The sequence below is a fragment of the Beijerinckia mobilis genome (assembly GCF_000745425.1).
GTDB classification, from domain to species: Bacteria; Pseudomonadota; Alphaproteobacteria; order Rhizobiales; family Beijerinckiaceae; genus Beijerinckia; species Beijerinckia mobilis.
This window is the reverse complement of sequence record NZ_JQJH01000027.1, coordinates 1-19,594: the sequence shown is the minus strand read 5'-3', so window position 1 is coordinate 19,594 and position 19,594 is coordinate 1. Positions and strand designations below refer to the sequence as shown.

The 19,594-nt window shown below is 51.8% G+C and carries 15 protein-coding genes and 1 pseudogene; 14 read left to right on the top strand and 2 right to left on the bottom strand.

Translation table 11 applies throughout. The features are described from left to right. Positions 1-35: 35 nt before the first annotated feature. The 3 genes from DL88_RS20005 to DL88_RS16335 all read left to right on the top strand — a co-directional run bounded on the left by DL88_RS20005 (position 36) and on the right by DL88_RS16335 (position 4,016). Positions 36-497 carry a rhodanese-like domain-containing protein gene (locus DL88_RS20005; protein WP_034998577.1) on the top strand — a complete coding sequence of 154 codons (462 nt, stop codon included), beginning with the start codon at positions 36-38 and terminating at the stop codon, positions 495-497. 1 nt (position 498) lies between these two features. Beyond that, positions 499-1,077 carry a peroxiredoxin gene (locus tag DL88_RS16340; protein ID WP_051956092.1) on the top strand — a complete coding sequence of 193 codons (579 nt, stop codon included), beginning with the start codon at positions 499-501 and terminating at the stop codon, positions 1,075-1,077. A gap of 437 nt (positions 1,078-1,514) precedes the next feature. Beyond that, positions 1,515-4,016: a TonB-dependent receptor gene (locus tag DL88_RS16335; protein WP_051956091.1), complete on the top strand. Its 2,502-nt coding sequence runs from the start codon at positions 1,515-1,517 to the stop codon at positions 4,014-4,016. A gap of 251 nt (positions 4,017-4,267) precedes the next feature. Here the strand turns inward: DL88_RS16335 and DL88_RS16330 are convergent, their stop codons facing one another. Then, a complete protein-coding gene (locus DL88_RS16330) occupies positions 4,268-5,284 on the bottom strand; it encodes an AraC family transcriptional regulator (protein ID WP_034998574.1) in 1,017 nt (338 codons plus the stop codon). A gap of 548 nt (positions 5,285-5,832) precedes the next feature. On the opposite strand from DL88_RS16330, the gene DL88_RS16325 reads away from it, so the two are divergent. The 10 genes from DL88_RS16325 to DL88_RS16280 all read left to right on the top strand — a co-directional run bounded on the left by DL88_RS16325 (position 5,833) and on the right by DL88_RS16280 (position 18,771). Beyond that, complete coding sequence (locus DL88_RS16325) at positions 5,833-7,068, top strand: OmpP1/FadL family transporter (protein ID WP_169741596.1); 1,236 nt, start codon at positions 5,833-5,835, stop codon at positions 7,066-7,068. A 72-nt stretch (positions 7,069-7,140) separates the two neighbouring features. Further along, the gene (locus tag DL88_RS16320) at positions 7,141-8,805 is read left to right on the top strand and encodes a long-chain-fatty-acid--CoA ligase (protein ID WP_034998570.1); all 1,665 of its coding nucleotides are present in this window, start codon (positions 7,141-7,143) and stop codon (positions 8,803-8,805) included. 43 nt (positions 8,806-8,848) lie between these two features. After that, the gene (locus DL88_RS16315) at positions 8,849-9,985 is read left to right on the top strand and encodes a thiolase family protein (RefSeq protein WP_034998568.1); all 1,137 of its coding nucleotides are present in this window, start codon (positions 8,849-8,851) and stop codon (positions 9,983-9,985) included. Then, on the top strand, positions 9,985-12,306 hold the full coding sequence (locus DL88_RS16310) for a 3-hydroxyacyl-CoA dehydrogenase/enoyl-CoA hydratase family protein (RefSeq protein ID WP_034998566.1): 2,322 nt from the start codon (positions 9,985-9,987) through the stop codon (positions 12,304-12,306). Before DL88_RS16315 ends, DL88_RS16310 begins: the two co-directional genes overlap by 1 nt. 35 nt (positions 12,307-12,341) lie before the next feature. Beyond that, positions 12,342-14,126, top strand: coding sequence for an acyl-CoA dehydrogenase C-terminal domain-containing protein (locus tag DL88_RS16305; RefSeq protein ID WP_034998561.1), 1,785 nt, complete (start codon positions 12,342-12,344; stop codon positions 14,124-14,126). A 27-nt stretch (positions 14,127-14,153) separates the two neighbouring features. After that, positions 14,154-14,672: a thioesterase family protein gene (locus DL88_RS16300; protein ID WP_051956088.1), complete on the top strand. Its 519-nt coding sequence runs from the start codon at positions 14,154-14,156 to the stop codon at positions 14,670-14,672. 50 nt (positions 14,673-14,722) lie between these two features. Beyond that, the gene (locus tag DL88_RS16295) at positions 14,723-15,472 is read left to right on the top strand and encodes an electron transfer flavoprotein subunit beta/FixA family protein (RefSeq protein ID WP_034998560.1); all 750 of its coding nucleotides are present in this window, start codon (positions 14,723-14,725) and stop codon (positions 15,470-15,472) included. 1 nt (position 15,473) lies between these two features. Continuing rightward, on the top strand, positions 15,474-16,424 hold the full coding sequence (locus tag DL88_RS16290) for an electron transfer flavoprotein subunit alpha/FixB family protein (RefSeq protein ID WP_034998559.1): 951 nt from the start codon (positions 15,474-15,476) through the stop codon (positions 16,422-16,424). 625 nt (positions 16,425-17,049) lie between these two features. Next, positions 17,050-17,976 carry an NAD(P)H-dependent flavin oxidoreductase gene (locus tag DL88_RS16285; RefSeq protein WP_034998558.1) on the top strand — a complete coding sequence of 309 codons (927 nt, stop codon included), beginning with the start codon at positions 17,050-17,052 and terminating at the stop codon, positions 17,974-17,976. 12 nt (positions 17,977-17,988) lie between these two features. Continuing rightward, positions 17,989-18,771, top strand: a complete 783-nt coding sequence (locus DL88_RS16280) for an enoyl-CoA hydratase/isomerase family protein (RefSeq protein ID WP_051956087.1) — start codon at positions 17,989-17,991, stop codon at positions 18,769-18,771. 26 nt (positions 18,772-18,797) lie between these two features. On the opposite strand, the pseudogene DL88_RS21120 reads toward DL88_RS16280, so the two are convergent. Then, a pseudogene (locus DL88_RS21120) lies at positions 18,798-19,103 on the bottom strand (phage integrase central domain-containing protein); the annotation flags it as partial. 104 nt (positions 19,104-19,207) lie between these two features. Here DL88_RS21120 and DL88_RS16270 point away from each other — a divergent pair. Further along, positions 19,208-19,594, top strand: a 387-nt coding sequence (locus tag DL88_RS16270) for a transposase (RefSeq protein WP_245270914.1), incomplete at its 3' end; no start/stop codon positions are given.

The window sequence follows — 19,594 nt, the reverse complement described above, 5'->3', positions numbered from 1 at the left end:
GGGTCACAAAGATACAAAAAAATTAGGAGAGCAAGATGCGGCTTATTTTTGCAGCAGCAACAGCGCTTTTGTTGTTTACACCTACCCTTCACGCGGAAGACGTTGTTAAAGCATCAACCCCTGTTCAGTCTACAGAAAGCAATAAGTCTTCGGCTCATAAGCTGAACAAGGCTGAACTTGATGCCCTACTTGCCAAGCCGGAAGGGCTGTTGGTCATTGATGTGCGCAGGCCCGACGAGATCACGAAATACGGTGGTCTTCCAGTTTATCTCAGTATTCAGGTTGCAAATGTTGAAAAATATCTCCCCTTTATCCCGCACGAACGGGCACTTGTGATTGTTTCCAACCATGCGGGACGCGCTGGCCCGGTAGCGGATCTCTTGAAAGCCCATAATTTCAACGTGGCTGGGATCGCAGGTGTCCTCAACTATGAAGAAGAAGGTGGTGCTTTGACAAAGATTGTTCCGCCGGAACCCAAAGCAGTGACGGCACGCTAACATGAAGCATACTTTTCTAAACAGCTGCTTCATTCGCTGGAGCATCCCATTTGTGTGCGGCTTGGCGACGCCAGCCTGGGCAGAGTTGAAAGGGGGCGATCAGGCTCCAGATTTTACGCTTGAGGCTGCACTGGGCGGCAATGATTTTACATTTCGCTTGGCCGATGCGTTGAAAAATGGACCCGTTGTCCTTTATTTCTATCCCAAATCGTTTACGCGGGGATGTACAATCGAGGCTCACGAGTTTGCGGATGCGGTCGGTGATTTTGGTCGAGCGGGAGCGACCCTGATAGGAGTTTCTCGCGATACGATAGAAACGCAACGCGAATTTTCAAAAGAAGCGTGCCGGGATAAATTTGCCGTCGCTGCAGACCCGCAACTCACGGTAATTCGTGCTTACGACGCGGTCAGCACGCGTCTTTCTCCCTCTGGTGACGTATTTTCCGATCGTATTTCCTATGTCATCACGCCCGATCATAAGATCTTCTATGCTTATAATGACAGGGAACCTCATAAACATATCGAAAATACGCTTGCGGCAGTAAAGCGGTGGCGTACGGAAGGTAAGCCTTCGCAATAAGATGCTTTGACTCTCAATAAGTATGATTCATTGAGAGTCGCTGCGCTATCGTGGAGTTTGTGGCTTTCCGCTGAGCTTCGTTGGCCGTAATCCGAGAAGTTTTGTATAAGCGAAATGAAACTCTGAATAGTGTCGAGCCGAAAATCGCATGGGGATAATTGCCTTATATGCGATAAGGCACAGTGAGTGCTTTGTACCTGGCTCGTGACAGTCTTTTTTCTTTTCCTGTAAACTCTCGAGATTGGTCCGCCACCTTTCATGAGCGGTGTCTATCGCATTCACTTTGAGAACAAGAGACGTTTGTTCGCTTATAATATTATTTGATATTGTGTATGTTTCTCGCTTGACAAAGGGACGAGGCAAACAGCATATTTCTATAAATAAAAATTATAGAAAAACTCAACTAAATCGGTACTCCGTCTGTCCCGTGAGATGCAATGATCTACCGCAGTCCTCTTGAGTTTTCTGCCGGTTCAATCAGTAATGAATTGAACAGCATCGCAATTCCAAGTTTTGTTCTCGATCGATATTTCGGCAAATGTGTGCGAAGTATTGTAGCCTTGGCGCCGCTTGCGGCCACCTTCCTACCAAATGTCGCGTTAGCTCAATCGGCCGGAACCGAGGCTGGAGGGCAGATTGAAGACGTGGTCGTTACGGCTCCCTCGGAAGTCCAGGCGGCGACGCAACAGCAATTACAACAAGTCCAAGCAACACGCGCGTCGACAACGATTTTGACAGCAAGGCAATTGCAGGCTGCTCAGATTACCGATTTGCGGCAAGCCACGCGTTTGCAGCCGGGTCTCAATGTCAAATTTCAAAATGTACGAAACATCGCGATTAATGTCAGAGGATTTGGCGCGTCGAGTTCGAGTGCAACGGACGCCATCTTTGGTGGAACGCCGGTCTATGTGAACGGGGTTTATCAGCCATTCGTCGGTCAGGCTGTTTTCAACATGCCGGACCTTGAGGGATTTGAGGTTCGCAAGGGGCCGCAGGCCACTGGGGGTGGTCAGGATAATACCGGTGGTGCGGTCTATATAACGACAGCGTTGCCGAGTTTTGTCGCTGCACAGAATCTTCAGTTTCAATATGGGAGTTATAATTGGTTTCAACTTCAGGGCAGTGCAACGGGGCCTATTGCCGATAGCGACAAAGCTGCATTCCGATTTTCCTTTTTTGGTCAGGATAGGGAAGGTTATATTCGTAGCACGACTTCAGACGACAGATACAATTCGACGCATGACAAGGCCGCGAATTTTAATGTCCTGTTAACGCCGTCCAATGATTTAACGGCATTGTTGACGGCAAGCTACAGCCATTCGAGCCAAGCGTGTTGCGTGTCCGGTTTTGCGGGCGTGGTTGATCACTATACCAATGGGCAGGCTGTTTCCAATAATTATTATCAGCGGTCCGCGAGAATTGGTCAATCAGTGCCTTCTGCAAGTGAATGGATTAATACTTATACAACGCAGGGGCAGGGATGGCAGAATACATCCCAGGATAATTATGTTGCGTCGGCGAAGATTGATTATACATTTAATGATTACAAGCTGAGCTCTGTTACATCATTTACACAGTGGGACTTCCATCCACACAACGGTTTTCAATTAAATCCCGGTGTGAGCTATATCGTCGGGTCCGGGAGCCAGGTCACTGCGCGATCTGTGGTGCAGGATATTAAATTCTCGACGCCGACAGGCGGCCCAGTAGAAGCTGCGGGCGGCGTCTTCCTGCTCTGGAGCCGTGTGATGAACTGGGGCAAGAGCGCCTACGGGCCTCTCGCTGGATCGTGGTATGGGAACACAAATTATTCCCAGCTCGTGAATGATCGTGCACTGAATTATCTCATGCGCTCCGCTTATGATAATCCCGAGACCTATCAAGTATCGCCCTATATGCAAGCAACATATCATGCGACGCCTGACGTCGATATTACAGGTGGTGTCCGCTATTCTTATGTTTATAAACGTTCCAATTTTTCGCAATGGCTCAGTAGTGAACAGTCGCTCGATGGTTTAAGTATTGCTCAACAGGCGCAGGCGCGCGCATTACGTGTCAGCCAGATGGGAGCAAATACGAATTGGTATGCTGATACTCACCAGGGGATGGCTTCCGCCTTATTTACGGCGACTTATAAGTTTACTCCCGATATTTATGTCTATGTCACTGCGTCCCAGGGAGGGCGCGCTGGTGGACCGAACGTACCGATGACTGGTAATATTGCCGATACCGTGCCACATACGGTCAAGGCAGAACGGATCGAGAATTACGAGGTTGGACTCAAGACGAGCTGGTTTGATCAGCGGGTGATCGCAAATATTGCGGCTTTTACTATGTTTAATCATAACTATATAACACAAGCGACGAATGTCATCGGTGCGACGGCAGTGACCTATCTGGCGAACGCGGAATTGGCACAATCGCGTGGTGTCGAGCTTGATGTCAGAGTACAACCAACTGAAGAACTGACTTTCTATGGCTCGCTAGTCTATGATGACGCTTTTTATGGTTCTTTCACCAATTCGCCTTGTCCATTCGAGATCAAAGCGAATAGTTGTGATCTTTCCGGACAACCCATTTCAAACACGCCGAAATGGTCCTTTGCCATAGGCGGTGAATATGTGCATGATCTGGGTTCGTTTTTGCAGCCTGCGACGGATAAGCCGGTTTCTGTCTATTTTGGTGTTGATTTCGCGTGGCAAAGTCGCTTTTATTCCGATACTTCGAATTCGGTCTATTCACAGATCAATCCTTATGGAATTCTAAATCTGCATGGCGGTCTGCGTTTCAATGACGAGAGCCTCGACATTTCCGGATGGGTACATAACGCATTGGATAAACGCTTCTATAACATCATTGCCCCAACGACGGCTGGGCTGATTTCGGCACAGCTTGGAGATCCGCTGATGGCGGGCTTTACGATCCGGGCAAAATTCTAGGGTTAAGGCCGAGATTATTTGGGGTTGGCTTAAACGCCTACAGTATATTTAAAGAGCGGCGTATTCTTGAGATAATTATCTCAAGAATACGCCGCTCCTTTTCCCAAGGTTTAGATTGTGCGTTGGTAAGCGCCGCTTTCGGTGGCTATCTCCCAATCGGGGCCACAAAATTCGAACCTCTTCCTCATTACGCGGCTAATTAAAAATGTTGCGACAGGCCACCGAAAATTCTGCGAGCATTCGAATGTAAATTACTGCAGAAATTGGTTTCTAAATATATGCGGAGTCGTGCCTTTCCACCGTTTGAAAGCACTGATGAAGGATGTCGAACTCGAATAGCATAATTCAGAAGCAATATCCTTAATCAAAAGGTTGCGGTTCCGCAGAAGGTTTTCAGCCAGAGTAAGACGAACTTCGTCACGTAAGTCCAGAAACGTCACCCCTTCTTCTTCAAGATGGCGGTGCAAGGTGCGCGGCGTCATACAAAGATCTTTGGCAACATCTTTCATATCGGGTAGCTTGACGCCGCTATGTAGGAGTCGATCCCTTACTTTGATTGTCAATCCTGCTCCCGATAAGCGGCGTTCAATGACTAATTGACATTGTTCTTCAGCCGATTTTCGTGCAAGCTCGTTTGCCTGCGGTAAAGGTTGTGCCAAGGCCTCTTTATTTATTTGAGCCAATGTCTTTTTGCATCCAAAAATTGGTTTGACACCATAGATGGCCTCATAGTGAGCAAATTGCGTTGGTGTTGGGAAGGAAAAATAAAGATTGTGCAAAATTGTTTGAGTGGGAAAGAGATCGCGCTGCACAGTCAGTAATGCCGTGATATCACGCTCAGTGATGAATTGCTGGAGTGCTTGAGGAACGTCTGACGCGTCAACGATTATATTCGATTCATGCTCTGACTCGTTCAGTTTGAAATGCGAGAAAGCAAAGGTGAGTTGAGAATATTTGACCGAGATATCGAATGCGCTCTGTAAGGTGGAGCTGCTCGCCATAGCGAAACCAAGCATTCCGTAGGCTGTGAAATGATAGCGCGCACCGGCCTGTGTTCCTAAAGCTGGACAATTGCCTCTATGTGCGAGCAAATTTCTGATGAGCTGAAGCTCTTGCTCGGCTGAGACTATTCCCAAAGGGTCGGAAAGATCGCGTTGTCGAACACCTGTTCCTTCAAGACAGGCGTGCATGGAAAGCCCCTGGTCATGGCCGAGTTCGGCGAGGAGTCGCATGCTATTGATGCTGCGGACAAAATTCCGGCGATTCAAGGTCCCCTCCCTTGAGTTTTATGTCTTCTTTTTTTGATTTTTTGTCTTCCCGGACTATACGGCTCATTTTCTTTTGGCGCTAGCATAAATCTCATGAATTGAGGGAAACTGGAATGCGCACGACACGACGAACGAGCCAATTTGATGCAAAGTGATGTGGTCTGTTAAAGATTATGTCTGTGTTCTCAGACATTGGATATCGCAATGTCAAAACAAATCTGTTAACGCCTCATTTTCGTCGTTGATAGTGATGCTTGTAAACACGCCTCGCCTAGCGAATGCGGTTAAGAACCATGCCACTTTTCATAAGGAAGGTGTGATTATACATTGTCATTAAAGTAAGTATCACGTTGTCTTAATAGTCGACTATCTTGATCGGAGCCGTATTCTGCTCATAAGCTTTCTGCTACGGTCGCGCGAGAAATCATAACATAATAAATATGTAGATGGCGGTCGCTAATATAGCATAACGATAATACGGGAGGATTTCAATGCTATTGAAGTCTGGAGGCTTAACGCTGACAGGCAGGCTTATGTGCATGATAGTCGTGAGTGACGTAAAAGTGGTTCACGCTGCCGGCATTGAGCTTCGTGAACAAAGCGCTGATGGCCTGGCGAATGCCTATGCCGGTGCGACAGCAAAAGCCTATAATGCGACGACCATCTTTTATAATCCCGCTGGTATGATTCATCTACAGGGTAATCAGGTCGCTTCAACCAATAGTTATATCATGCCCAAGAGTTCCTTTTCGGGAACGGTGACGGGTGCGGGATTGAGTGGGACTCCACAAGGTGGCCCTAGCGGTCAATTCGCTCCGACGGCTCCAGTCGGCGCGATGTATGCTTTCTGGGATTATTCTCCTGATCTGAAATTTGGCCTCGCTGCAAATACGCCATTTGGTTTGAGGACCAGCTACCCTGATCAATGGATTGGGCGTTATCATGCGCTGCATTCAAATATAACCAATTTCACGTTCAGTCCTTCGGTCGCCTATCGTGTTAACGAACATTTTTCCGTCGGGGCGAGCTGGCAGATAGGCTATTTCAACGCGGTCCTGTCGCAGGCGATCAATCTGCCGGGATTGGGGCTTGGCCGGTATGATGCGCATCAAAGTCTGAACGGAAATGCGGTCGGTTTTGGGGGCGTTATTGGTTTTCTCTATGAATTCGACCAAGCGACGCGAGTCGGTCTGAACTATCGCTCGCGGATTAGGTATGATTTGCATGGCTGGTCGACTATGAGCGCACCGGCGTCTCTGGCCGCGGTGAGCACCACTTTTCAAAGTAGCGGCGTAAATGTTCCGATAACGATGCCAGACAAGGTCGCTCTTGGTTTTTATCACGAATTCGATCCCCGATGGGCGGTGATGGCCAGTGTCGAATGGACCAACTGGTCTGTGCTGAAGGAGTTGAATTTCCATTATAATAACGGGCGTGCTGATACCGTTATCCAGGAAAACTGGCAAAACAGCTGGGCCTTTTCCGTCGGCGCGACTTATACTGCGGATGATCGTGCAAAATTCCATATTGGCTTTGCATATGACCAGAGCGCGATCAGCTCCGCAAATATGACCGCACGTTTGCCGGATGCGAATAGATACGCAATTACGGGCGGCTATAGCTACAAGCTGACAAAAAACCTTCAGGCCATATTTGCCTATGGCCACCTCTTCTTTGATCATGCCAATATTTCGGCGCAGGGAACAAGTGCGGCTGGTTTGTTGTTAGGTGGATATGATACATCCGCGAATATTGTCAGCATCGGACTGAATATGAAGCTTTAGAACTTCTATTAGAAGAACGTATATTAATCTTTTCGAAAACCTACAATGTAGAGCAATATTGTGAGCTACACGATGAAACACGTGCGCCCCACGATCGTACCTATGTCGCTTCCTTATATTTGGGATAGTGCGATCAAACAATTTCCAGAGCGCTGCGCCGTGGATTTCATGGACAGGCGCTACACTTATGCCAGGCTGGGAAATCTCGTCGATCGCGCGACAAGAGGGTTCCAGCAACTTGGAGTCCGCAAGGGCACATGTGTTGGTCTTTGTCTTCCTAATACCCCTTACGCCGTGATCTGTTACTTTGCGATTTTAAAAGCTGGTGGCATCGTTGTGAACTATAATCCGCTGTATGTCGAGCGAGAGTTGAAACATCAGATCGAGGATTCCGGCACGACCATTATGGTGACCCTGGATCTTGCTCAAATCTACCCAAAAGTCGTCACCATGTTGGAGGACATGTGCCTTGAAAGGATCGTCGTTTGCCGAATGGCCGAGTGTCTCCCTCGATCCAAGGCTATCTTGTTTTCGCTGCTCAAAAGATCGGAGCTTGCCGATATTCACGCTGATCTGCAGAATATCTTATTTGCGCAATTGATTTCCAATGATGGCAAACCAAGCCATGTCGACATTGATCCGCTGACGGATGTTGCTGTCCTCCAATATACAGGCGGAACGACAGGCGTGCCAAAGGGAGCAATGCTGACGCACGGCAACCTCACCGCCAATGTGGAGCAATGCCGGCGGATTCTCCTGGAAGATTCGCAAGGTGGCGAGCGCATTCTTGGTGTACTTCCGTTATTCCACGTTTTCGCTATGACGATAGTGATGAATCTCGGTGTGACAGTTGGCGCCGAGCTCATTTTGATGCCTCGTTTCGAGATCAAGCAAGTCTTGCGGACGATCGTTCGCAAGAAGCCAACATTATTCCCGGGTGTTCCAACGATTTTTACGGCAATCAACAATGCCGCGAATGACGGCGCATTTGATCTGTCCTCCATTCATTATTGCATTTCCGGAGGTGCGCCGTTGCCAGGCGATGTCCGCTGCCGTTTCGAACAATTGAGCGGTTGTCGGCTAATCGAAGGCTATGGCTTGTCGGAAGCCTCACCCGTCGTCATCTGCAATACGCTTAAAGGTGAGAACAAGCCGGAATCTATTGGTGTTCCCGCGACGGATACGATCATCGAGGTGCGAGATCCCGAAAATCCCTCTCGCGTCTTAGGAGTCGGCGAGAGAGGAGAGATCTGCGTCTCCGGCCCGCAGGTCATGGCCGGCTATTGGCGGCGACCGACAGAAACCGCCGAGGTCATGGTCGACGGAATGTTACGTACCGGTGATATTGGTTACCGTGACGAAGAAGGACATTATTTCATTGTGGACCGCATCAAGGATCTGATCCTGTGTGGCGGTTACAATGTCTATCCTCGCGTCATTGAAGAGGCGCTCTACCGTCATCAGGCCGTGGCGGAGGCTGTCGTCATCGGGATTCCTGATGTTTATCGTGGGCAGGCGCCAAAGGCCTTTGTCCGCCTCCGGGAGGGTATCAGCGTCAGTCCCGAACAGATCAAAACCTTTCTCGAAGAGCAGATTTCCCGCATTGAAATGCCGAAAATCATCGAAATCCGCGATCACCTTCCCAAAACCATGATTGGCAAGCTTTCCAAAAAAGAACTCATCGAGGAGGAGCGAATTAAAATGTCAGTTCCGGCACAAGATCGTGCCATGTCCTGAAGCCTGGAGCTTTGCTCGGCAGAGATCTTATTTGGAGAATATTATGAGTAAAGTTGTCATCGCCGGATATCTCCGTTCGCCGTTCACTCTTGCCAAGAAGGGTGAGTTGGCAACCGTCCGCCCGGACGATCTCGCGGCGCAGGTGATCAAGGGGCTCGTTGCGAAAACGGGTATCCCGGCGGAGGATATAGAGGACTTGCTGCTTGGTTGCGCGTTTCCGGAGGGGGAGCAGGGTTTCAATATCGCACGGCTTGTGAGTTTCATTGCCGGGCTTCCGCTTTCGATCGCCGCGGCGACGGTCAACCGTTTCTGCGGCTCCTCTATGACGACCATTCATATGGCTGCTGGCGCAATTCAAATGAATGCTGGCAACGCCTTCGTCGCGGCGGGTGTTGAGAGCATGAGTCGTGTGCCAATGATGGGTTTCAATCCGTTGCCCAATCCTGAACTCGCGGCATCCATGCCTGGTGCCTACATGGGTATGGGCGACACAGCTGAAAATGTTGCTGCGAAATGGACGATTTCCCGGAAGGAGCAGGAGGAGTTCGCGCTGCGCTCGCATCAGCGAGCCACAGCGGCGCAGAAAGAGGGGCGATTGACCGATGAAATCGTCGCAATTGCGGGCCGCAAAGGCACGATCATGTTGGATGGCTGCATTCGCCCTGAAACAACGCTTGAGGGGCTGGCCGAATTGAAACCAGCTTTCTCGGCAAACGGTGTCGTTACAGCCGGGACATCGTCGCCTTTAACCGACGGGGCGGCCGCAGTGCTGGTGTGCAGTGAGGATTACGCGAAGCAACATAAGCTGGATGTGCTCGCTTCCATCAAAGCCATCGCCGTTTCGGGCTGCAGTCCAGAGATCATGGGCATCGGGCCGGTGGCGGCTTCGCGCAAGGCTCTGGCTCGCGCCGGGCTGGAGGTTAGCCAGATCGATATTGTCGAATTGAACGAAGCCTTCGCATCTCAATCGATTGCCTGTATGCGGGAGCTGAATCTCTCAGTGGATCGGGTGAATATCGACGGTGGGGCTATTGCGCTTGGTCATCCGCTAGGGGCCACCGGCGCGCGTATCGTCGGTAAGGCCGCTTCTTTGTTGAAGCGGGAAAAAGGCAAATATGCGCTTGCGACGCAATGTATTGGTGGTGGTCAGGGGATCGCGACGGTTCTGGAGGCTTGCTGATGACGGACATCAAAAAAGTCGCCGTCATCGGCGCCGGCGTTATGGGGGCGAGCATCGCTGCCCATGTCGCAAATGCGGGTGTGCCCGTAATTCTGCTCGACATTGTGGCCAAAGACGGTCCTAACCGCAGTGCGATTGCCGAAGGTGCGCTGATCAGGCTCCTGAAAGCTGATCCGGCACCGTTCATGAGCAAGGCGGCGGCGAAATTCGTGACGACTGGCAATATCGCGGACAATCTCGATCTGCTGGCTGATTGCGATTGGATCATAGAAGCTGTCGTCGAGCGCTTGGATATCAAGCAGAGCCTCTATGCTGCGATCGAATCCATACGCAAACCGGGCAGTATTGTGTCTTCCAATACTTCGACGATTCCGCTCAAGGCACTCGTCGAAGGGATGCCTGCACGCTTCTCGCAAGATTTTATCATCACGCATTTCTTCAATCCACCACGCTATATGCGGCTTCTGGAAGTGGTCGGCGGCGAAGGATCGCGGGCCGACGCCATTGAGATTGTCACGCGGTTTGCTGATATCATGCTCGGCAAGAGTGTGATCTTTTGCAAGGATCGTCCAGGCTTCATCGCCAATCGTTTGGGTGTGTTCTGGCTGCAAACCGCTGTCATCGAGGCATTGGATCTTGCTCTTGATGTCGAAGAGGTCGATGCGATCATTGGCAAGCCGATGGGCATTCCGAAAACCGGCGTTTTCGGTCTTATAGACCTCGTCGGTTTGGATCTAATGCCGTATATCAACGCCAGCCTATCGGCGACTCTGCCAAAAGATGATCCGTTTCATGCAATCAACCGGCCGATTCCTCTGGTCGAAAAACTGATTGCCGAGGGTTATACGGGACGTAAGGGCAAGGGTGGTTTCTATCGGATAAACCGTGAGCAGGGTAAACAAAAGGAAGCCCTTGATCTCAAGACTGGTAGCTACCGGCCAATTCGTAAGCCTGTCATTGAGGCGATTGAACAAGGCGGCGGCAAGCTCGATCATCTGCTTGCGCATGAAAGCATACACGGACGTTATGCGTGGCATGTACTCAGCCGCACACTCGCGTATGCGGCTGCTCTTGTCGGTGACGCAACCGATGAGGTGGCTGCGATCGATGAGGCGATGCGGCTTGGCTACAATTGGAAATATGGTCCCTTTCAACTGATCGATCAGATTGGGGTCGAAACGCTGATCACGCGTCTCGAGGCCAGCAAATTCCCAGTCCCCTCTATTTTACGGATCGCCGAAGGCCGATCATTCTATCGTGTCGAGGACGGTTGCCGTCAGGTCCTGGGTCTCGATGGGACTTATCATGATCTCCTGCGCCCTGAAGCCGTGATCATGCTCGAAGATATCAAGTTGAAATCTAAACCAGTTCTCAAGAACGGCTCGGCAGCCTTGTGGGATATCGGTGATGGTGTCGCCTGTTTCGAATTCACGAGCAAGATGAATGCGCTCGACCCCGATATCATCGATCTCCTCATGCGCTCGATCCCCCTGGTAGAGAAGGATTTCAAAGCTCTGGTGATCTACAATGAGGGTAGCAACTTTTCCGTTGGTGCTAATCTTGGGCTCGCGCTCTTCGCTGCCAATATCGCGGCCTGGAAGGATATCGAAAACCTTATCCTGCAGGGACAGACGGCTTACGGCATGTTGAAATATGCACCGTTTCCGGTTGTTGGCGCTCCGGCCGGCATGGCGCTCGGTGGCGGCTGCGAAATTCTTCTCCATTGCGATGCGATTCAGGCCCATGCGGAAACCTATACCGGCCTTGTTGAAGTGGGTGTCGGCCTGATCCCGGGTTGGGGAGGCAACAAGGAAATGCTGCAGCGCTGGTTTACATTGGGTCGCCTGCCGAGAGGACCGATGCCGGCGATCAGTAAGGTCTTCGAGATCATCAGCACGGCGACCGTTTCCAAATCGGCGGCTGAAGCCAAGGAGCTCTTGTTCCTGCGGCCGGCCGACACGATCACGATGAATCGCTACCGTTTGCTAGCTGACGCCAAGGCCAAGGCTCTTACCCTCGTGCCAGACTACAAACCGCCGGAGCCGGCTACTTTCACCTTGCCTGGACCGGCGGCCGCGATAGCCCTGAAGATGGCGGTCGACAGCTTTTTCCGCCTCGGTAAGGCGACTGCCTATGACGTTGTTGTGGCCGGCACACTGGCCGACGTCTTGTCTGGTGGTGACGCAGATATCACCGTGCCGACGGATGAAAAGGCGCTTCTTCTGCTCGAACGCAAGGCTTTCAGCAAGCTTACTCGTCAGCCAGGGACATTGGCGCGCATTGAACACATGCTGACGACTGGGAAACCTTTACGGAATTAACAGACGCATCAAATAATTGTTCAGGGAAGAACATCATGGCCAGCTACAAGGCTCCATTGCGCGATATGCGCTTTGTCCTTTTCGAACTCATGGATGGCGAAGATATTGCGACTTTGCCGGGCTATGAGGAAGCAACGCGTGATCTCATTGATTCCATTCTGGAGGAAGCGGCGCGCTTCTGCGAGGAAGTGCTTCTTCCTTTGAACCGTTCTGGTGATGAGGAAGGATGCGTCTTTGAGAATGGTGTCGTGCGCACGCCCAAAGGGTTTCCAGAGGCCTATAAGGCTTTTTGTGAAGCGGGCTGGCCAGGCATTACCGCCTCTCCGGAATTTGGCGGTCAGGGGCTGCCAAAGGTCGTGAACGGGCTGATCGAGGAAATGATCTGCTCATCCAATCTTTCTTTTGGTCTTTACCCTGGCCTCAGCCATGGCGCCTATGTCGCACTGGAAAGTCATGGTTCGAAGGAGCTCAAGGACAAATATCTTCCTAAGCTCGTCGACGGCATTTGGTCGGGAACGATGTGCCTGACCGAGCCCCAATGCGGCACGGACCTGGGCCTTTGTCGTACCAAAGCGGTGCCGGCAGAAGACGGCAGTTACAGAATTACCGGGACCAAGATCTTCATATCTGCCGGCGAGCACGATCTCACCGACAACATCATTCATCTCGTTCTCGCGCGCCTTCCCGATGCGCCCAAGGGAATCAAAGGGATAAGCCTTTTTCTCGTGCCGAAATTTCTGGTTCACGATGACAACGACCTCGGAGCGCGTAACAGTGTCTCATGCGGTTCGATCGAACATAAGATGGGGATCAAGGCTTCGGCCACTTGCGTAATGAATTTCGACGAGGCGGTCGGTTGGCTTGTCGGCGAGCCACACAAGGGTATGCGTGCCATGTTCACGATGATGAACACGGAACGCCTGGCAGTCGGTCTGCAAGGACTCGGTATTGCTGAAGTATCCTACCAGGGCGCTGTTGCCTACGCGCGCGAGCGTCTGCAAGGTCGTTCCCTGACTGGGGCGAAATACCCAGAAAAGCCAGCTGACCCAATTATCGTCCATCCCGATATTCGACGTATGTTGCTAACGCAGCGGGCCTATGCTGAAGGTTGTCGCGCCCTTGGTGCATGGGTTGCTCGACATTTGGACTTGCACCATCATCCAGATGCCACCATGCGCCAGCAAGCAGAGGAATTCGTTTCCCTCATGACGCCTGTCGTCAAAGCGCTGTTAACGGATCTCGGCTCGGAAGCAGCCAACCTTGGTGTGCAGGTTTTTGGTGGCCATGGATATATCCGAGAGCATGGCATGGAACAATATGTGCGGGATGCGCGGATTGCCCAGATTTACGAAGGTACCAATGGCGTTCAAGCTCTCGATCTTGTCGGCCGCAAGATGCCAGCCGATATGGGGCGCCTGCTTCGCCGGTTCTTCCATCCTGTATCCAACTATATCGAAGAGAAGGCGTCTCAGGCGGCGCTAACTGAATTCGTGGATCCGTTGGGCAAGGCTTTTACCCGTCTCCAGCAGGCAACAATAAAGGTTGCTCAGGCGGGGCTTCGCAATCCGGATGAAGCCGGAGCAGCGGCAACCGAATATCTCCGTTTGTTTGGCCTCACGGCCCTTGCCTACTTGTGGGCACGTATGGCCGAAGTGAGTCTGCCGAAAGCCGAAAGGGATGATGTCCAGGGATTTTATGCCGCCAAAGTTGCCACGGCTCGTTTCTTCATGCAGCGCCTGCTGCCGCAAACAGGAGCACTGTTTTCTTCCATTATGGCTGGCAGCAAATCGACGATGGCCTTCGACGAGGCTGCGTTTTGATCCATGTCAGGGTGTGAAGGACGCGTCATGAATCTTTGGTTCCGACTCCTCAGCATCGTGCTTGGCAGCTTCGTGCGGCGTCGCCTGACTTTCGAAGAGCAATCCATTCTGCTCTTTCGTGTGATGCCGCACGATCTTGATCTCAACGTTCATATGAACAATGCCCGCTATCTGGCGCTGATGGATCTCGGGCGTATTGATTTTCTCCTTCGCTCCGGTTTGTGGGGGCGTTTACGCAAGCTCGGTTCTCATGTGGTCGTCGGGGGTCTTCTCGTGCGGTTCCGACGACCCGTGGCGCCATTTCAGGCGATTACCTTGACGACTGAATGTGTCTACGCGGATGAGAAATGGGTCTATTTTTCCCATTATATGAAGTCGGCGGACAGCCTTGTTTGTTTGACAGTGGCACGGACGGCTTTCATCCGCGATGGCATTGTATTGCCTCCTCATGAGGTCATTCCCGAAGAGGTATCGTCTCGATCAGCCCCCGACTGGATAACACAATGGTCTGATCTTGACGGCAGTTTCTCGGGTCAGTTGGCGTGAGTGACTGCTCGAGCCGCCGTGGGACACAGGCAGGACAGGAGATAGCGTGAATGAAGGTACTCGTGCCTATAAAGCGGGTCATTGATTACAATGTGAAGATACGGGTCAAGGCAGATCATTCCGGCGTTGAAACGGCGAATGTCAAATATTCTGCGAATCCTTTTGACGAAATCGCCGTCGAGGAGGCCGTGCGCCTCATGGAGGCTGGAATCGTCTCGGAGATTGTGGTTGTGTCCATAGGGCCCGCCGCGGCTCAGGATGTCCTGCGCAATGCACTCGCCCTTGGCGCCGATCGTGCCGTATTGGTGCAGACCGACAATGAAATACAGCCGTTGGCGGTCGCCAAGCTTCTCAAGCTCTTGTGCCTACAGGAGTCGCCTCGGCTCGTCATTCTTGGCAAGCAGGCAATTGATGATGATTCAAATCAGACAGGCCAGGCCTTGGCCGCTTTGCTGAACTGGCCACAAGGCACTTTCGCATCAAAACTCGTGATCGAGGATGGGCGTATTGAAGTCACGCGTGAAATAGACGGAGGTCTTGAGATCCTATCGCTGGCTTTGCCTGCCGTCGTCACCACAGATCTGCGCCTGAATGAACCGCGCTACCTGAGCCTGCCCAATATCATGAAGGCCAAGAAAAAGCCGCTGGAGATCAGGCCTGCAGCGAGCCTCGATATCAACGTCGAGCCGCGTCTGATCACTGTACGGGTGGAGGAGCCGCAGCAACGCCAGGCGGGTATCAAGGTGGCAGATGTGACAACTCTCCTGAATAAACTGAAGCATGAAGCAAAGGTGATCTGAAATGCGGGCTCTGGTTTTAGCCGAACATGATGGCCACTCTCTGCGGGGAGCCACGTTGAATGCGATCACAGCCGCTGCCAACCTCGGAGGCGAAGTTGATCTTTTAATCGCTGGTCATAACGCTCGTGCTATAGTCAAGGCCACGACCACCATAGCCGGCATCGATAAGGTTTTGGTAGCAGACGACCCGATATATGCTCACCCGGTTGCCGAGACGGTCGCCGCCTTGCTGATCGAACATGCGCGAGACTATGAAGCGATCCTCGCCGCGGCCACGACATTTGGCAAAAATGTGTTGCCACGTGTTGCCGCAACGCTCGATGTCCAGCAAATTTCCGAGATCACTGGCGTGGTCTCCCCAGATACATTCATTCGACCCATTTATGCGGGCAATGCACTGGCGACTGTGCGTTCAAAGGATGCGCTGAAAGTCATCACCGTTCGCACGACAGCCTTCGAACCTGCCGATAATGTTACGGGTAGGGCGACTATTTCCCAGATCCCCGCTGTCAATGCGCCTATCGATGTGCAGTTCGTTCGAGAGGAGCTGACCATATTGGAGAGTCCGGATCTGACGTCCGCGCGGATTATCATTTCTGGCGGACGGGGCATGCAGAGTGGAGAGAATTTCAAGATGCTCGAACCGATCGCCGAGAAGTTGGGTGCGGCCATCGGCGCTAGCCGAGCCGCTGTTGATGCCGGTTTTGTATCAAATGATCTACAGGTCGGCCAGACTGGCAAGATCGTCGCACCGCAACTTTATATCGCCGTGGGGATTTCCGGTGCTATTCAGCATCTTGCAGGGATGAGCGGTTCGAAGGTGATTGTCGCCATCAACAAAGATGAAGACGCTCCAATTTTTCAGGTCGCTGATTATGGGCTCGTTGGTGATCTGTTCAAGGTTTTACCTGAATTGACTGCATCACTTTCGAGCCTGTCTTCAGGCGCTTAAAATATAATTGGAGCTTTTCAATACGCTTCTGTAAGTAGTTGTGCTGATTCAACTAGCAATAGCTGCAATGTTTACAAAGTTACAATTAAATTGTACTTTCTTTCATTGTAATTCGACGTCTATAGCCGTGATATTGTCGTGGTGATAGTCATTCTGCGAGTCGATAGGGCAGGTAAATGTGGTCGACTCCTCGCCGGACCACTATAGGTGGGCCTCTTTTCTCATGGAGGACTCAGCTTCCATAAGCGTCATAGACGTTTGAAGGTGATGTATGACACGAGAAGTCATGGAATTCGACATTGTGGTCGTTGGAGCCGGTCCTGCAAGGTTATCTGCTGCAGATCATCGCAAGCTGTTGAATAAAGACTTGAGCTTAGGAGTGCTTGAGGAAGGTTCGGAAATCTGAGCCTATATCCTATACGGTGGGGTATTCGAGCCTGTGGCTCTCGACGAATTCATTCCTGATTGGCGTCATTATGGAGCGCCTTTTCAGACTGAAGCACTGAAGATCGTTTCCTGTTCTTGACACGGAAACGGGCGTTCCGACTGCCGGCCAGGATATCGTCTGGACCGTGCGCGAAGGGGGCTGCGTACCTGATTATCCGAATATCTGAGGGGGAAGGATATGTCTCTGCCTAGCAGGCTTCGCGGCCGTCTCGATTTACCAGCGATCGTCGCGCCGATGTTTCTCATATCGGGACCAGATCTTGTCGTCGAAGCTTGTCGTGCCGGCTTGATTGGTACTTTTCCGGCGCTCAATCAGCGTACGACGCAAGGTTATTCGGAATGGTTGGATGAGATCGCGCGCCGCCTCAACGATGGATCGGCGTCCCCAATGTTTGGGGTCAATCTCATCGTTCACAAATCGAATCCACGCCTTGAAGCTGATCTTAAGGTCACTGTTTCCCATAAGGTGCCTCTCGTCATCACGTCACTCGGCGCTGTGCCCGATCTGGTTAAGGAGATCCACGCGTATGGAGGCCTCGTATTTCACGATGTCATCAATACGCGGCATGCGGAAAAGGCCATAGAAGCGGGAGTGGATGGTGTTGTTGCTGTCGCTGCAGGGGCGGGAGGCCATGCTGGCACAATCAATCCGTTCGCGCTTGTGGCGGAAATTCGCTCTATCTTTGATGGCACCATCGCTCTGGCTGGATCCTTGTCGACTGGTGCGCATATTGCTGCGGCGCGGTTGCTCGGAGCCGACCTTGCCTATATCGGTACCCGATTCATTGCCACCCGGGAGAGCCTCGCACCTGATGCATACAAGCAGATGCTGGTCGATGCCAAGGCCGTAGATATCATCTATACAGCGGCGATCAGTGGTGTGAATGCCAACTTTCTGCGTCCGAGTATCCTCAAACGTGGTCTTGATCCAGACAATCTTATATCGGCTGGACATTTGGATATGCAGAAAGAAGGTGTCGCCTGGAAGGACGTTTGGTCGGCTGGACATGGAGTCGGTTCGATTCATGATGTTCCCGCGACGGCTGACCTCTGTTTGAGATTGAAAGAGGAATATGCACGGGCATGTCATGCTTTGGCATCGTGAGGAACGATTATAATGACAGGAGAATCACTTACATCAGTGGCTTCTGATAGAGAGGACACTGTTCTCGTAAATGATCGGGAAAATGGCATTCGCCTTTTGACGATCTCCCGTGTGGCGCGCCGGAACGCGCTCGATAAGAGGACCTATCAAGCCCTGACCAATGCCCTTATCGCAGCAGATGCCGATGAATCCGTGCGTGTCGTTGTCGTGACCGGGGCAGGGAATGTCTTTACCAGCGGTAACGATCTCGCCGATTTCCGGACTGAGACCGGTGACGATGCCGCCCATGCCGGGATGGATTTTTTGAAGGTCCTTTGCACCTTTACAAAGCCGCTTGTGGCGGCGGTGGAAGGTTATGCAATCGGCATAGGGGCGACGTTGCTGCTTCATTGCGATTTTGCCTATGCCGGGCGCGGGACGCAATTTCGTCTTCCTTTTACGGCGTTAGGCTTGTGTCCGGAAGGAGGTTCAAGCTATCTTTTGCCACGAATTGCGGGAACCAAGCGTGCGGCAGATCTTTTGATGCTAGGGGAAACATTTACAGCGGAGATGGCAGTCGATTCCGGTATTATTACTAGCATCACAGATGATGGTGGTTCTCTTACATTGGCTCTAGGCAAAGCGCATGTATTGGCAGGACTGTCTCCGCAAGCGCTTGCCGTGACAAAGTATTTACTCAAACAAAGTTTCGCCAAGGATCTTGAGCACATACTGCAACTGGAAGCGGAAAATTTCGACGCTTTGCGACAAACCTCCTATGCGCAGGCGGTCTTCGCGGCTTTCTTCGCCAACTGAACCTATTGATAGGCAACCAGTCGAAATCAGCTCATAACGACAGTTACAGCTAAAAATCTCAAAGCCAGTTTGGTGATCGGACGCGCCGGTGTCGACTCAGCCGCGAAAAGTATGGCATGTGTCGCTTCTGAAGAGATTACCGCCGGCTGCTGCCCTTTGATTACGGGGGGCAAGGGAAAGATTCGCCGCGGGATGCGATGCGTCGTTTCGATCGTGCCATGTTTTTCGACTCGGTGCAAAGCGTCGAATATCAAGGGCAACATTAGGGTCTTGATCACCATTCCGCCAAACGGCGGGAAAATGTTGGATTCGAGGCTCTCGATTACATCACGGGCGTGATTGGTCGCCGGTGGCGCGTGTTAAGCGCGCGCCAATTGCTGGCGACCTTTGGGCAAGCAGCAAGGGCTTCTCTGGCATTAACCAGGGAGACGATAGCATGAAGGCTGATCGAGAAAGTTTTGGGTCGGCGAGGGGTATGGTGCAACTGCTAGGCGGTAGTGACGATTTAATATTTTGGGGATTCCCAGAGAGGCGCAAATCAGATTCAACGCTGATTTTTGAAAGATCAGCCATGGACTGTGATGAACTGCGCGATGACCAGTGGGAGCGCCTGAGGCCACTGGTCCCAGGCGGGGGTAAGGGCAAACGCGGACCTCGCACGGACAACCGCAAGTTCCTCAATGCGTTGCTTTGGATGGCCCGCTCAGGTGGGCGCTGGCGAGATCTTCCCGAGCGGCTTGGCGACTACGCGACGGTGAAGAGGCGCTATTATCGCTGGATCGAGATGGGTGTTCTCGATGCCATGTTTGAGGCACTTGCCCGC

Excerpts from the sequence above, each read along its gene's own strand:
- DL88_RS20005 (WP_034998577.1), top strand. The coding sequence starts at position 36 with ATGCGGCTTATTTTTGCAGCAGCAACAGCGCTTTTGTTGTTTACACCT.
- DL88_RS16340 (WP_051956092.1), top strand. The coding sequence starts at position 499 with ATGAAGCATACTTTTCTAAACAGCTGCTTCATTCGCTGGAGCATCCCA.
- DL88_RS16335 (WP_051956091.1), top strand. The coding sequence starts at position 1,515 with ATGATCTACCGCAGTCCTCTTGAGTTTTCTGCCGGTTCAATCAGTAAT.
- DL88_RS16320 (WP_034998570.1), top strand. The coding sequence starts at position 7,141 with ATGAAACACGTGCGCCCCACGATCGTACCTATGTCGCTTCCTTATATT.
- DL88_RS16315 (WP_034998568.1), top strand. The coding sequence starts at position 8,849 with ATGAGTAAAGTTGTCATCGCCGGATATCTCCGTTCGCCGTTCACTCTT.
- DL88_RS16310 (WP_034998566.1), top strand. The coding sequence starts at position 9,985 with ATGACGGACATCAAAAAAGTCGCCGTCATCGGCGCCGGCGTTATGGGG.
- DL88_RS16305 (WP_034998561.1), top strand. The coding sequence starts at position 12,342 with ATGGCCAGCTACAAGGCTCCATTGCGCGATATGCGCTTTGTCCTTTTC.
- DL88_RS16300 (WP_051956088.1), top strand. The coding sequence starts at position 14,154 with ATGAATCTTTGGTTCCGACTCCTCAGCATCGTGCTTGGCAGCTTCGTG.
- DL88_RS16295 (WP_034998560.1), top strand. The coding sequence starts at position 14,723 with ATGAAGGTACTCGTGCCTATAAAGCGGGTCATTGATTACAATGTGAAG.
- DL88_RS16290 (WP_034998559.1), top strand. The coding sequence starts at position 15,474 with ATGCGGGCTCTGGTTTTAGCCGAACATGATGGCCACTCTCTGCGGGGA.
- DL88_RS16285 (WP_034998558.1), top strand. The coding sequence starts at position 17,050 with ATGTCTCTGCCTAGCAGGCTTCGCGGCCGTCTCGATTTACCAGCGATC.
- DL88_RS16280 (WP_051956087.1), top strand. The coding sequence starts at position 17,989 with ATGACAGGAGAATCACTTACATCAGTGGCTTCTGATAGAGAGGACACT.